This is a genomic window from Neptuniibacter halophilus, assembly GCF_030295765.1.
Classification (GTDB): Bacteria; Pseudomonadota; Gammaproteobacteria; order Pseudomonadales; family Balneatricaceae; genus Neptuniibacter; species Neptuniibacter halophilus.
Genome location: NZ_AP027292.1, coordinates 252,118 through 264,928, shown reverse-complemented (window position 1 = coordinate 264,928; position 12,811 = coordinate 252,118). Strand labels below are relative to the sequence as shown.

The 12,811-nt window shown below is 52.9% G+C and carries 11 protein-coding genes; 7 read left to right on the top strand and 4 right to left on the bottom strand.

Going from position 1 to position 12,811, the window contains the following annotated elements; all coding sequences use genetic code 11:
- Positions 1-25: 25 nt before the first annotated feature.
- Complete coding sequence (gene purF, locus QUD59_RS01300) at positions 26-1,543, top strand: amidophosphoribosyltransferase (RefSeq protein ID WP_286239057.1); 1,518 nt, start codon at positions 26-28, stop codon at positions 1,541-1,543.
- A 12-nt stretch (positions 1,544-1,555) separates the two neighbouring features.
- Positions 1,556-2,773 (top strand): O-succinylhomoserine sulfhydrylase, encoded by a 1,218-nt coding sequence (locus QUD59_RS01295; protein WP_286239056.1) that lies wholly within the window; start codon positions 1,556-1,558, stop codon positions 2,771-2,773.
- A 238-nt stretch (positions 2,774-3,011) separates the two neighbouring features.
- Here QUD59_RS01295 and QUD59_RS01290 read toward each other — a convergent pair whose 3' ends face one another.
- Together QUD59_RS01290 and QUD59_RS01285 are read right to left on the bottom strand one after the other, a co-directional pair.
- Complete coding sequence (locus tag QUD59_RS01290) at positions 3,012-4,130, bottom strand: polyamine ABC transporter substrate-binding protein (protein ID WP_286239054.1); 1,119 nt, start codon at positions 4,128-4,130, stop codon at positions 3,012-3,014.
- Positions 4,131-4,210: 80 nt separating this feature from the next.
- Positions 4,211-5,557, bottom strand: coding sequence for a glutamine synthetase family protein (locus QUD59_RS01285; RefSeq protein WP_286239052.1), 1,347 nt, complete (start codon positions 5,555-5,557; stop codon positions 4,211-4,213).
- 354 nt (positions 5,558-5,911) lie between these two features.
- On the opposite strand from QUD59_RS01285, the gene QUD59_RS01280 reads away from it, so the two are divergent.
- The 3 genes from QUD59_RS01280 to QUD59_RS01270 all read left to right on the top strand — a co-directional run bounded on the left by QUD59_RS01280 (position 5,912) and on the right by QUD59_RS01270 (position 8,382).
- Positions 5,912-7,195, top strand: coding sequence for an NAD(P)/FAD-dependent oxidoreductase (locus QUD59_RS01280; RefSeq protein WP_286239049.1), 1,284 nt, complete (start codon positions 5,912-5,914; stop codon positions 7,193-7,195).
- Positions 7,196-7,280: 85 nt separating this feature from the next.
- Positions 7,281-7,961 carry a TetR/AcrR family transcriptional regulator gene (locus QUD59_RS01275; protein ID WP_286239047.1) on the top strand — a complete coding sequence of 227 codons (681 nt, stop codon included), beginning with the start codon at positions 7,281-7,283 and terminating at the stop codon, positions 7,959-7,961.
- Positions 7,962-8,025: 64 nt separating this feature from the next.
- Positions 8,026-8,382 (top strand): cupin domain-containing protein, encoded by a 357-nt coding sequence (locus tag QUD59_RS01270; protein ID WP_286239045.1) that lies wholly within the window; start codon positions 8,026-8,028, stop codon positions 8,380-8,382.
- 15 nt (positions 8,383-8,397) lie between these two features.
- Here the strand turns inward: QUD59_RS01270 and QUD59_RS01265 are convergent, their stop codons facing one another.
- Positions 8,398-9,327, bottom strand: coding sequence for a LysR family transcriptional regulator (locus QUD59_RS01265; RefSeq protein WP_286239043.1), 930 nt, complete (start codon positions 9,325-9,327; stop codon positions 8,398-8,400).
- Positions 9,328-9,439: 112 nt separating this feature from the next.
- On the opposite strand from QUD59_RS01265, the gene aptA reads away from it, so the two are divergent.
- Both aptA and QUD59_RS01255 read left to right on the top strand, forming a co-directional pair.
- Positions 9,440-10,786, top strand: coding sequence for an omega-aminotransferase AptA (aptA, locus tag QUD59_RS01260; RefSeq protein ID WP_286239042.1), 1,347 nt, complete (start codon positions 9,440-9,442; stop codon positions 10,784-10,786).
- A 76-nt stretch (positions 10,787-10,862) separates the two neighbouring features.
- Positions 10,863-12,353: a CoA-acylating methylmalonate-semialdehyde dehydrogenase gene (locus QUD59_RS01255; protein ID WP_286239040.1), complete on the top strand. Its 1,491-nt coding sequence runs from the start codon at positions 10,863-10,865 to the stop codon at positions 12,351-12,353.
- Between the two features lie 111 nt (positions 12,354-12,464).
- On the opposite strand, the gene QUD59_RS01250 is transcribed toward QUD59_RS01255, so the two are convergent.
- Positions 12,465-12,722 carry a hypothetical protein gene (locus QUD59_RS01250; protein ID WP_286239038.1) on the bottom strand — a complete coding sequence of 86 codons (258 nt, stop codon included), beginning with the start codon at positions 12,720-12,722 and terminating at the stop codon, positions 12,465-12,467.
- Positions 12,723-12,811: the final 89 nt, after the last annotated feature.

Below are 12,811 nucleotides of genomic sequence, written 5' to 3'. Positions count from 1 at the left end.
TAGTTTGCACCTGAGGTGAGTTTTAATGTGCGGCATTGTTGGCATCGTAGCCAAATCTTATGTAAACCAGACTATTTTTGATGCGCTGACTGTACTTCAGCACCGTGGCCAGGATGCTGCTGGTATGGTGACCTGTGAAGGCAATCGCTTCTTCCTGAGAAAGGATAACGGTCTGGTCAATGAGGTGTTTCGTACCCGTCATATGAAACGCCTGCTGGGCAACGTGGGTATCGGTCACGTCCGTTACCCGACCGCAGGCAGCTCAAGCTCCGCGGAGGCACAGCCTTTCTACGTTAACTCACCTTACGGTATTGCGCTGGCCCATAACGGCAATCTGACCAACGCTGAAGAGCTGGCAGAGAAGATGTTCCGTGCTGACCTGCGCCATATCAACACCACTTCCGACTCTGAAGTACTGCTCAACGTATTTGCCCACGAGTTACAGCGTCAGGGTAAGCTGCAGCCTCAGGCAGAAGATATGTTTGAAGCGGTGCGTCGCGTACATGAGCGCTGTAAAGGCGGCTACGCTGCGGTCGCGCTGATCACCGGTTACGGCATGCTGGCGTTCCGCGATCCGAACGGCATTCGTCCGCTGACTTACGGTAAGCGTGAAACCGAACAGGGCACCGAGTATATGGTGGCTTCTGAGAGCGTGGCACTGGATATCTCCGGCTTTGAGCGGGTACGTGATATTGAGCCGGGTGAAGCGATCTATATCGATATGGAAGGCAATATTTCGACTCAGCAGTGTGCAGATAATACACAGTTGGCTCCTTGTCTGTTTGAATACGTTTATCTGGCGCGCCCGGACTCCATCATTGATGACGTTAACGTGCATATCTCGCGTATGCGTATGGGTAAAAAGCTGGCCGACAAAGTGCGGCGCGAACGCCCGGACCATGATATTGATGTGATTATCCCGATTCCTGATACCAGCCGTACCTCTGCGATGGAGATGGCGCGGGAGCTCGGTGTGACGTTCCGTGAAGGGTTTATCAAAAACCGTTATATCGGGCGTACTTTCATCATGCCGGGGCAGACTCAGCGTAAAAAGTCGGTTCGCCGCAAGCTCAACCCGATCGGCATGGAGTTCAAAGACAAGGTTGTCATGCTGGTAGATGATTCCATCGTCCGCGGTACTACCTCCAGCCAGATCGTACAGATGGCACGTGATGTCGGGGCGAAGAAAGTTTACTTTGCTTCTGCCGCACCGGCGGTTAAGTACCCGAACGTTTACGGTATCGACATGCCTTCATCGGAAGAGCTGATCGCACACGGTCGTACCGATGAAGAGGTGGGCAAAGAGATCGGCTGTGACTGGATGATCTATCAGGACCTGCAGGATCTCAAAGATGCTGTGAGCGAAGGCAACAGCAATATTCAGGCGTTTGATACCTGCGTGTTTGACGGTGAGTATGTGGCCGGTGATATCGATGAGAACTACCTTAACCGTCTGCAGGAAGCGCGTAACGACGCTGCCAAAGGTGAGCAGGGTCAGGTGATCAGCAATGAGTCTTCCAACCTGTGCAATAAGATCGACTAAGGAGAGGATGTAATGTCCATTGCGGATTATGAGCGTTCCGAGCGCATCCAGTTCGACCCGGATGGCTATGCACAGGAAACGCTTGCCCTGCGTGCAGGTCAGCATCGTTCTCTGGAAGGGGAGCACAGCGACCCGATCTACCCGACTTCAAGCTATGTATTCTCCAGTGCGCGGGAAGCGGCTGCACGTTTCGGTGGTGATGAAGCGGGTAATATCTACTCCCGTTTCACCAACCCGACGGTCCAGTTCTTCGAAGAGCGTATTGCGGCGATGGAAGGCGGTGAGCGCGCGGTAGCTACGGCCTCGGGCATGGCGGCGATTCTTTCTACCTGCTTGTCTCTGTTACAGCAGGGTGATCACGTGGTTTGTTCACGCAGCGTTTTTGGCTCGACAGTTTCACTGTTTGATAAGTATCTCTCCCGCACCGGGATCAGTGTCAGCTATGTTGACCCGACTGACCTGGAGTCATGGCGTTCCGGCATCAGGGCCGAAACCAAAATGCTGTTTCTGGAGACCCCATCTAACCCGCTGGCAGAGTTGACTGATGTGTCGGCGCTGTCAGAGATTGCTCATGAGCATGGCGCGCTGTTAGTGGTAGATAACTGTTTCTGTACCCCGATCCTGCAGCAGCCGTTGCAGCAGGGCGCAGATATTGTGATCCATTCAGCGACCAAATATCTGGATGGTCAGGGGCGTTGTGTCGGCGGTGTTGTAGTGGGTGCCAATAAAGAGATGGAAGAGGTATATGGCTTCATCCGTACCGGTGGTGCCTGCCTCAGCCCGTTTAACGCCTGGGTTTTCCTTAAAGGTCTGGAAACCCTGAAGCTGCGTATGGATGCACACTGTCGAAACGCGCTTGCTATGGCTCAGTGGCTGGAGCAGCAACCGGGGATTGAGCGGGTGTTCTATGCAGGTCTCGAAAGCCATCCGCAGCATGCGCTGGCCAGTCGCCAGCAAAAAGCGTTTGGGGGGGTGCTGTCGTTTGAGGTGAAAGGTGATCAGGCAGCAGCCTGGCGCTTTATCGACGCCACCCGAATGATCTCCATCACCGGAAATCTGGGCGATGTGAAAACCACCATCACCCATCCGTCTACGACTACCCATGGTCGTATGTCACCAGAAGCCCGCGCAGAAGCGGGTATTCGGGATAACCTGATCCGCCTCTCTGTAGGGATTGAGGATCTGGATGATCTCAAGAAGGATCTGCAGCGCGGTCTGGCTGCTATCTGAAGCTTTCCTGTATCAACTGTCACGTCGTTGCCGATTGCGCCGGCGTGACAGTATTCTCTTCCCTCTCGTGCACCACCATCTGTAAAGACAACATCGTTTGAGTGCGATAGTGAACAGCGCTGTCCCGCACTGCTGTTTGTGCAGTGGTTGTTGGCCTTGTGCCCATAAAAAACCCCGGCACGGGGCCGGGGTGGGAGGCTTGTCTGCACCTTAGCAAGCCAAAAATGGAGCCTGTTGCTTAGCGACCAGTCTTGATGTCAGACCACTGGCGGCTGCGCAGTTTAGTGATCTTAGGCGGTGTCTGGTCGGCCATGAACAGGTTCTTTTTCGCCTCTTCAGTCGGGTAGATCGCGGTGTCTGTAGCGATCTCCTGATCGATCAGATCGGTAGCGTCCTTGTTCGGGTTGGCATACCAGACGTAATCAGTGATCTCTGCAATGATCTCCGGGCGCAGCAGGAAGTTAATAAACTTGTGCGCGTTCTCAGCATTTTTAGCATCTGCCGGAATCACCATCATATCGAACCAGATATCGGTACCTTCTTTAGGAATGCTGTACAGCACTTCAACACCGTTGTCTGCTTCTTCAGCGCGGGCAGCGGCCTGGAAAACGTCACCGGAGTAGCCGATTGCTACACAGCTATCACCGTTCGCCAGATCGTTTACGTACTGGGAGGAGTGGAACTGTTTCACATAAGGACGCACGGATTTCAGGGTTTTGATCGCCGGGGAGTTCGGAGTGAAATCCTTGCGATCGGTACTGCTTGGGTTCTGACCGTTGTAGTGCAGGGCGAAGGTGATCATCTCGTCCGCAGAATCCAGGAAGCTGACGCCACAGCTTGCCAGTTTTTCCATGTATTCCGGCTTAAATACCAGATCCCAGCTATCCACAGGGGCGTCTTCACCCAGGACTTCAGCAACCATTGCAGGGTTGTAGCCGATACCGGTGGTGCCCCAGAGGTAAGGTACGCCGAACTTGTTACCCGGGTCTTTCTTTTCCAGTGTCTTCATCAGGTCCGAATCCAGATGAGTCAGGTTCGGCAGTTTGCTTTTGTCCAGTGGCTGGAAGATACCCGCTTTGATCTGAAGCTGCATAAAGTGGGAGCTTGGAACGACCAGGTCATAACCGGAGTTGCCGGCCAGTAGCTTGGCTTCCAGAGTTTCATTGCTGTCAAAAACGTCGTAGGTCACCTCAATGCCGGTTTCCTGCTCAAATTTGGCAATGGTTTCTTCAGCAATGTAGTCGGACCAGTTGTATACGTTCAAGACCTCCTGCGCCTGGGCCTGAGTGGCGGCTGCCACGCTCAGAGCCAGTGCTGACAGGCTGAGTTTTAAACGGGATGGAACAGTTTTACTCATTATTTTCTGCCTCACATCTTAAGTTTAATGGCTCCGGGCTGGGCAACCGGAGCCGTTTGGAATGAAAATCAGTTAGCTAATCAGACGTTGAGGAGCAGGTATTCCCGCTCCCAGGAGCTGATGACTTTATGGAAGGTTTCGAATTCCGCACGTTTCACGCCAATGTAGGCTTCGACGAACTCGGACCCCATGATTTCGCGCAGTTCAGGGCACTCTTCCAGCAGACGCAGACCCTCTTCCAGGGTGCGTGCCAGTTCAACGGTGTCTCCCTCTTCAGCGGCTGCATCTGTCGTTGGCTTAGTTGGCTGAAGCTTGCCTTTCAGGCCGAGGTAGCCGCAGGCCAGACTGGCAGCAATTGCCAGATATGGGTTGCAGTCTGCACCCGGGAAGCGGTTTTCGATACGGGTCGCAGCGCCTGTTGCATCGGGTGCGCGCAGGCCTGCGGTGCGGTTATCGATACCCCACTTCATATTGATCGGTGCGGAAATTTCTGGTGCAAAACGGCGATAGGAGTTTACGTTAGGCGCAAAGAAGGTAATCGCGTTTGGCGTGTATTTCTGCAGACCGCCAAGGTAGTGGTAGAACCGTTCGCTGAAGCGTTCACCATCTTTACCGGCAAAGATATTCTCTCCGGTTTTAACATCGACCAGACTCTGATGAATATGCATTGAGCTGCCGGGTTCCGCCTGCATCGGCTTGGCCATAAAGGTAGCGTAAACACCGTGTTTAAACGCCGCCTCACGCAGGGTGCGCTTAAAGGTGAACACCTGATCAGCCAGCTTCAGCGGGTCTCCGTGAAGGAAGTTGATCTCCATCTGCGCAGCGCCGGTCTCGTGAATCAGGGTATCTACATCCAGACCGAGGGTGTCGCAGTAGTCATACAGGGTGTCGATCAGCGGATCAAACTCATTGACCGCATCGATGCTGTAAGACTGGCGTGCACTTTCACGGCGACCGGAGCGGCCAATGGCCGGTTTCAGTTCGTAATCCGGGTCGGTGTTTTTCTGAATCAGATAGAACTCGACTTCAGGTGCGATGATCGGTTTCAGGCCCTCTTTTTCATACAGCGCCAGTACCTTACGCAGTACCGAGCGGCTTGAAAGAGGGTGGAGTTCGCCTTCCACGGTGTAGCAGTCATTAATTACCTGAGCGGTTGGCTCGTTGGCCCAGGGAACGGTGCGCAGGGTATCGGGGTCTGGTTTAAGCACCATGTCCCGGTCGCTGGAGTCAACAATGTCGTAGTGGTTGTCGGCCCATTCACCGGTAACGGTCTGGACCAGCAGGGTCTCAGGAATGCGACCCCCTTTCTCCGCAAGGAACTTCTTGGTCGGGTAAAACTTGCCACGGGCATTGCCGGTCATGTCCGGCATGGTGGATTCAACTTCAGTAATGGCGTTCTCTTTGAGAAACCTGGCAACGGCTTCCATAAATCACCTATATCAATCTTGTTCTTAGTTTCAGCTTGAGTGCTGGCCTCTTCACTTTAGTCTGTTTAACGGTAAACAGCAGTCAGTGTCAAAGCGGATTTTATTTTTTCGAATAATGTTTCGACTATGCGTTGTTGTGTGGTGTGCTGTAAGTCGAATCATTATTCGGCTTTTAGGCTAAGATATGAGAATTTATAAATCAACACTAAACTTGAAAAAAATATCCAAAAAATCTGGCTTGTAAGGGGTAATTATTAGAAGTATTATTCGGTTTGTTGTGTGGTCTTATTCTAATAAAACATGTTTCCTTCTTGCATAACTAACGGTTTTGTAAGGGTTTTGGAGAAAAAGGCTATGAGTTTGAAAGGGTACGAGTCCTCTTATTACGCGGACTCTGCAAACGCAAAAAAGGATTATCCTTCTCTGCAGGGTGAGGTACGGACCGATATCTGTGTGATCGGTGCCGGTTTTACCGGCTTGTCTGCCGCATTGCATCTGGCAGAAAAAGGCTATTCGGTTTCTCTGCTGGAAGCTGAGAAGGTGGGCTGGGGTGCATCCGGCCGCAATGGTGGTCAGGTCTGTCAGGGTCATAATATGGGCCATGAAGAGATGATCGCTAAAGTGGGCCGTCCGGCAGCGGATGCGCTGTGGCAGATGTCTCTGGAGTCGGTTGATCTGGTGAAAGAGCTGATCGACAGGCATCAGATCAGTTGTGACCTGAAGCAGGGCGTGATGCACGTTGCTGCCAAACCTTCACACAGTAAAGAGCTGCAGGAATCCGTAGAATATAAGCAGAATGTGCTTGGCTATGATGCGATCAGGTATGTAGAGCCCTCTGAGGTGGCCGACATGCTGGGGACTCACCGTTACCATGCCGGAGAATACTGGACTGAAGCGGCGCATCTGCATCCATTGAATTATGCGTTGGGTCTGGCGGCGGCAGCAGAGAAGGCCGGCGTCAAAATCTACGAAAACAGTCGCGTAACGGAGTACCACGCCGGTGCGGGTGCCCGGGTAAAAACTGCAGAGGGTGAGGTGCGGGCTGACTACATTCTGCTGGCCTGTAATGGTTATCTGGGTAAGCTGGAGCCGCGTATTGCCGGTAAGATCATGCCGATCAATAACTTTATTCTGGCTACAGAACCGCTGGATGAAGCACTGTGCCGCAAAATAAACCGCGATGACCTGGCGATTGCTGATTCCCGTTTCGTTATTAACTACTTCAAATTGTCCGGTGATAACCGTCTGCTCTGGGGGGGCGGTGAGAACTACACCACTAAGTTCCCGAGCGATATCGGCAGTTTTGTGCGCAAGTATATGCTTGAGTTTTACCCTGAGCTTAAAGATCTGCGTATTGACTACGGTTGGGGCGGAACGCTGGCGATTACGCTCAACCGGATGCCGTATTTCGACCGCGTTGAGGAGAATCTGTTTGTGGCACAGGGCTACTCCGGGCATGGTGTTGCGCTGGCGACACTGGGAGGCAAGCTGATGGCTGAAGCGGTCAGTGGTTCTGCCGAGAAGTTTGATCTGTTCTCGAAAGTGCCGACGCCAACGTTCCCGGGCGGAACCTTACTGCGTTTCCCGGGGCTGGTTGCCGGGATGCTTTATTACTCTATGCGTGACCGGTTCTTTTAATCGGCCCCAATCGAAGTTGCTTTTCACTTATAATGACTGCAATTATACGATTTCAGGCTGACGCTTAAGCATGAGTAAGGAAGGGATGAGCAAGGATCAATCCGCAAACCAGAAGACCCCGGTAAAACGTAAGGCACAGGATCTTAAACCGCGTAACGCTCCGGTTCAGGGGCGTTCAAAAAAACGCTCAAAGCAGATCATTGATGTGACTGGCGAATTACTGGAGCGGGTTGGCTTTGACGATCTGAACACCATTCTGATCGCTAAAGAGGTGGGGATCTCAATCGGTTCTCTGTACCACTATTTCCCGAACAAGCATGCGATTCTCTATGCCATGGGCCTGAGCTGGCTTGAAGAGATTGACCGGGTACTGCAAGAGATTGCCCAGTGGCCGGTTGAGGAGATGGCGCTTGAAGAGCTGGTCGATAAGATGCTGGCCATCAACCTTAAGGTTTATAAGCGACAGAAGGCGGTTCTGACGCTGGTGCAGGCGATGTTCTCCGTACCTGAATTACGTGATCTGGATGCCCGGCACGATGAGCTGGTTATCTCCCGGATGGCGGCCTTGTTCAAACGTATGGGGATCAACCGTCACCTTAAGGAGCGTGAGCGCCTCGGTCGACTCTACCTGGAAACCAGTCATAGTGTTTTTCTGGTGGTGGTGAATCAGACCGGCGAGCGTTCCAAGCGTACCCTTGCAGATCTGAAATTTATGCTTTGTAGCCTGTTGCGTCAGCATCTGCAGCAGTGTCAGACAGATCAATAAGTGATTAAGCAACTTCAAACAGTTTTTTAAAGGCCGATCAAGGCCAATATGTTTGAGGTGATTTATGCAGAAAAAACTACTTCGTATCAAGCCGGCAGAGGTTGCACCTGAAGCGATGCCTATTGCTCAGGAGCGGATTTTGTCCGGTGCGCCCAAAGAGGTGCTGGAAAACCTGTTTACCAACGATAAAGAAAACTTCTTCTGTGGCGTCTGGTCTTCTGATACAGGTCGCTGGACTCTGAACTATACCGAGGATGAGTTTTGCTACATGATCCGTGGCAAAGCGATTATCACCAATAGTGAAGGTGGCGCCGAAGAGGTGAACGCCGGTGACGCGTTTGTGATTCCGGCGGGCTTTCAGGGTAGCTGGGAAACCGTAGGTGAAGCGCAGAAGTTTTACGCGATCTACGAAGAGGCGTAAACCGTTGAGAGCGGGCTATCCGGCCCGCTCTGTATTAATCAGTTCTTCAAGATAAGCCTCCAGTACCAGATTGGTACGGGCTCCTTTACGGGTTATTGCCATAAACTGGGTATGAAAATAGCGTTGCCCCGGCTGAATCGCGCGTAACTTTCCGTCCCTGACCCAGCGTTCAGCAAAGTGGGTCGGTAGAAATCCGATATATTCTCCACTCAGAATCAGAAACGCGATCCCTTCACGATCGGTCGAACTGGCGCTGGCTTTGAGCCCGGCCTGCTGCTGACGGATTTCGGCGGCCTGAGGGTAGGCGGGCAAAACGGCTTCGGCACTGGCCAGATCCTGTTCGCTGATCTCGGAATCGTAGCGCCCGAACAGTGGGTGGGTATCACTGCAGTACAGCTCCGAACGTTCCTCATACAGTGGGAAGTAGTTCAGGCCGGGGAGGGTGCGCAGTTCCGGTACCACGCCGATCTGCAACTGGCCGTCGAGTACCGCGGTTTCAATTGCATTCGGCGGAATCATGCGGATATTGATAACAATCTCCGGACCGCGTTGTTTCAGCGCCGCCAGCGACCGGGTGATACGCATCCGTGGCATGCTCACCATATTGTCGGTAATGCCAATATTCAATTCGCCGCGCAGGTCGGTGTTGATGGCATTAATCTGGGCGCGGAAGGTTTCCAGACTGCTCAGTAGTTGCAAGGTGGCCTGATAGACCGCTTCGCCTTCCTCTGTGATGGAAAAGCCGGAGCGTCCGCGGTTGCAGAGTCTCATCTGCAGCAGGCTTTCCAGTTCGCTGATCGCCTGACTGATCGCCGGGCGACTGATATTCAGAATCACTTCGGCGGAAGAGAAACCGCCACTCTCAATGACTGCTTTATAGATTCTCAGCAAGCGTATATGGGCGTCGCCAAGCTGGCGCGGCAGGAGGTTATCGGAGCGGCTCATTGGGTAACTTTTTACTTATCTTAAATTAATATTTATTGAATTTAACAACCTAACAGGTGGGCCATAATGGGGTCAACTTAATTGAGCAATGTTTTCCCTGAAGAGGTGGATAATGCCTGACAAAAATGACCGCCTGGCAAAATGTGGCCTGACCCAGCAGCAGCTGGATGCACACTGGATGCCGTTTACTGGTAACCGCCAGTTCAAACAGGACCCGCGTCTGATCGTATCAGCCGAAGGTAACTACTACACCGATGCTGACGGCCGCAAGATCTTTGATGGTCTCTCCGGCCTGTGGACTTGTGGTGCGGGTCACAGCCGCCCGGAGATCACCGAAGCGGTCAGCAAACAGGTTAAGGAGCTGGATTATTCTCCGGCCTTCCAGTTTGGTCACCCGAAATCCTTTGAGCTTGCACACCGTATCACCGAGCTGATGCCGGAAGGCCTTAATCGCGTGTTCTTTACCGGTTCCGGTTCTGAGTCGGTAGAAACTGCCCTGAAGATCGCCCGTGCTTACTGGCGTAAGAAAGGCATGGCCGGCAAGACTCGTCTGGTTGGTCGCGCGAAAGGTTACCATGGAGTTAACTTTGGTGGCATCAGTGTGGGTGGTATTGGGCCTAACCGGGCTATCTACGGTCAGGGCATCGATGCGATTCACCTGCCGCACACTATGCTGGCGGAAAACCGCTTTGCTCAGGGTATGCCGGATTCCGGTGCTCATCTGGCGGATGATCTGGAGCAACAGATCATGCTGCACGATGCGTCTAACATTGCCGCGGTTATCGTTGAGCCTATGTCCGGTTCTGCCGGCGTAATCCCGCCACCGCAGGGTTACCTGCAGCGTCTGCGTGAGATCTGCGACAAGCACAATATTCTGCTGATCTTCGATGAGGTGATCACCGCATTCGGTCGTATGGGCTCCAACACCGGTGCCGAAGAGTTTGGCGTTACCCCGGACCTGATGACGACAGCGAAGCAGTTGACCAACGGTGTGATTCCGATGGGTGCTGTGATCGCAAAGCAAGAGATCTACGACACCTTCATGGCTGAGGGCGGTGCAGATTACATGCTCGAACTGCCACACGGTTACACCTACTCAGCGCATCCGGTTGCTTGTGCAGCGGGTCTGGCTTCTCTGGATATTCTGGCGAATGACAAGCTGGTGGAGCGGGTTAAATCGATCTCTCCTCAGTTCCAGGAGATGGTGCATAGCCTCAAAGGTACCAAGTACATCAGCGATATCCGTAACTACGGTCTGGCGGCGGGCTTCACGATTGAATCCGCACCGGGTGAGCCTGCGCTGCGTCCTTACCAGATCGCGATGAAGTGCTGGGAGAAAGGTTTCTATGTGCGTTACGGCGGTGACACCATCCAGCTGGGTCTGCCGTTTACGGTTGAGATTTCCGAAATCGATTCCCTGATCAATGCGCTGGGTGAATCGATTAACGAACTGGACTAATTCCGGTCAGTCATTTTTTAAAGGGCCCCGCCCCGTCGGGGCTGTTGAGTCTTACAGATTTTATAGAGTAGAAATTATGTCAATTATCGGACATCTGATTAACGGCGAGATCCGCACTGATGCGGCGCGCACCCAGGACGTTTTCAACCCATCCACCGGTGCTGCAGATAAGCAGGTTGCACTGGCAAGCGTTGCAACTGTAGAAGAGGCGATTGCAGCAGCAGAAGCCGCTTTCCCGGCATGGCGCAACACCCCACCGGCGAAACGTGCACAGGTGATGTACCGCTTCAAACACCTGCTGGAACAGCACGCAGACAAAATCTGCGAAATGATCGGTGAAGAACACGGTAAGATCCACCACGATGCGATGGGCGAACTGCAGCGCGGTATCGAAAACGTTGAGTATGCCTGCGGTGCGCCTGAGCTGCTCAAAGGCGAGCACAGCCGTAACGTCGGTCCGGGTATCGATTCCTGGAGTGAGTTCCAGCCACTGGGTGTGGTGGCCGGTATTACGCCGTTCAACTTCCCGGCGATGGTACCGCTGTGGATGTACCCGATGGCGATCGTTTGCGGTAACACGTTCGTTCTGAAACCATCTGAGCGTGATCCTTCCTCCACTATGTTCATTGCTGAACTGCTGGAAGAAGCGGGTCTGCCAAAAGGCGTGATCAACGTCGTTAACGGTGACAAAGAAGCAGTTGATGTACTGCTGACCGACGAGCGTGTTAAAGCGGTCAGCTTTGTTGGTTCTACACCGATTGCTGAGTACATCTACAGCACGGCGAACGCGCACGGTAAGCGTTGTCAGGCACTGGGTGGCGCGAAAAACCACGCCATCGTGATGCCGGATGCGGATATGGATAACGCCGTAAACCAACTGCTCGGTGCGGCTTTCGGCTCCTCCGGTGAGCGCTGCATGGCCCTGTCTGTTGCCGTTGCCGTGGGTGATGAAGCCGCGGATACGCTGGTCGCTAAGTTGAAAGAAGCGATGGCACCACTGAAAGTAGGTGCGTTCAGCAACCGCGAAAACGACTTTGGCCCGGTGATCACCCGTGCTCATCAGGAGAAAGTGAACGGTTATATCAGCAGTGCGGAAGCCGATGGTGCGAGCGTGGTGGTTGATGGCCGTAACCCGCAGGTTGCCGGCTATGAAGAAGGCTTCTATGTGGGCGCAACGCTGATCGACAACGTTACAGCAGAGATGCAGAGCTATCAGGAAGAGATCTTCGGCCCGGTGCTGCAGGTAGTACGTGCAGATTCAATGGAAGCGGCGATGCAACTGATCAACGATCACGAATACGGTAACGGTACCTGTATCTTTACCCGTGACGGTGAAGCGGCGCGTTACTTCTCTGATCACATTCAGGTGGGCATGGTCGGTATCAACGTACCGCTGCCGGTACCGGTTTCCTACCACAGCTTTGGTGGCTGGAAGCGCTCTCTGTTCGGTGACCTGCATGCCTACGGCCCGGATGCGGTTCGCTTCTACACCAAGCGCAAGACGATCACCCAGCGCTGGCCATCCAGCGGTGTGCGTGAAGGGGTGAGCTTCTCATTCCCGAGCTAAGGCCAGCCTTAGTAGCCTCTATTGTTTATACATTCTTTGCTCTACTTAGTAAGTTTTGCGGCTGTTTTCACAGCCGCTTTTTTTTATCAGGTTTCTGCCAGAGGCTATGGCTCAATACTGTTGATCCAGTCTGCGGACTTTTCTTAAAAACCTTTCCTGTGAATCAGCCGATACGCACTCGTATTGCAGATGATTGCTCTGACCCAGTTTCACATAGTTGTAGGCATCAGATACGGCGATGCTGAATCCCTTTCCTTTATTGTGTGCATACAGCCCACCTAAGAAGTGATGGCAACCGTTCAGGCGCTTACCAAACCGCATGATTTTGGCGTGTACTCTTTTGACTAAACTCTGATTAATGTGCTTCATCTCAGCCTTCCTCAAAAGTGTATTCAGTTCCGGGGGAGTAGCCTGGTTGTGATTATCTAAACAAAAAATCCTGCACCTGATAACAGGTT

What these genes read in the sequence shown, in the direction of transcription:
- purF (WP_286239057.1), top strand. Translation starts at nt 26, where the DNA reads ATGTGCGGCATTGTTGGCATCGTAGCCAAATCTTATGTAAACCAGACT.
- QUD59_RS01295 (WP_286239056.1), top strand. Translation starts at nt 1,556, where the DNA reads ATGTCCATTGCGGATTATGAGCGTTCCGAGCGCATCCAGTTCGACCCG.
- QUD59_RS01290 (WP_286239054.1), bottom strand. Translation starts at nt 4,130, where the DNA reads ATGAGTAAAACTGTTCCATCCCGTTTAAAACTCAGCCTGTCAGCACTG.
- QUD59_RS01285 (WP_286239052.1), bottom strand. Translation starts at nt 5,557, where the DNA reads ATGGAAGCCGTTGCCAGGTTTCTCAAAGAGAACGCCATTACTGAAGTT.
- QUD59_RS01280 (WP_286239049.1), top strand. Translation starts at nt 5,912, where the DNA reads ATGAGTTTGAAAGGGTACGAGTCCTCTTATTACGCGGACTCTGCAAAC.
- QUD59_RS01275 (WP_286239047.1), top strand. Translation starts at nt 7,281, where the DNA reads ATGAGCAAGGATCAATCCGCAAACCAGAAGACCCCGGTAAAACGTAAG.
- QUD59_RS01270 (WP_286239045.1), top strand. Translation starts at nt 8,026, where the DNA reads ATGCAGAAAAAACTACTTCGTATCAAGCCGGCAGAGGTTGCACCTGAA.
- QUD59_RS01265 (WP_286239043.1), bottom strand. Translation starts at nt 9,327, where the DNA reads ATGAGCCGCTCCGATAACCTCCTGCCGCGCCAGCTTGGCGACGCCCAT.
- aptA (WP_286239042.1), top strand. Translation starts at nt 9,440, where the DNA reads ATGCCTGACAAAAATGACCGCCTGGCAAAATGTGGCCTGACCCAGCAG.
- QUD59_RS01255 (WP_286239040.1), top strand. Translation starts at nt 10,863, where the DNA reads ATGTCAATTATCGGACATCTGATTAACGGCGAGATCCGCACTGATGCG.
- QUD59_RS01250 (WP_286239038.1), bottom strand. Translation starts at nt 12,722, where the DNA reads ATGAAGCACATTAATCAGAGTTTAGTCAAAAGAGTACACGCCAAAATC.